We start from the raw sequence: 342 nt of genomic DNA, 5'->3' as shown, positions 1-342 counted from the left end.
GTAGGGGACGGGAGTAGGAGGAAGACCTTGGAAACGATCGTCCTCGAAACCGGTTTATCCGGTAACGTCATCTTTTTGGGGCATCGGGCAGATATTGAAAGAATTTATCCGTTGGGGGACGTCACATTGCTGACATCCTTAAGCGAGAGCTTCCCGCTTGTTCTGCTTGAAGGGGCAAGGTCGAGCCTGCCTGCCATCACGAGCGATGTTGGCGGTGTGAAGGAATTGATTCCCGATGGGAGCAAGGGCTGGGTTACGGAAATAGGAAATGCCGGCAAACTTGCAGGAGCCATCTTTCATGCTTTGGAATTGAAGGAATCCGGGGAACTGACAAAGATAGGG

Annotated in this window: 1 protein-coding gene; it reads left to right on the top strand. The window is 52.0% G+C overall.

What is annotated here, in order from left to right:
- The coding region (locus tag CVN76_RS02275) for a glycosyltransferase (protein WP_157805478.1) at positions 1–342 on the top strand (342 nt) is incomplete at both ends.

The sequence above is a fragment of the Bacillus sp. mrc49 genome, assembly GCF_002803435.1.
The sequence above is the reverse complement of the archived record's forward strand: the minus strand, read 5'-3'. Positions and strand labels throughout refer to the sequence as shown.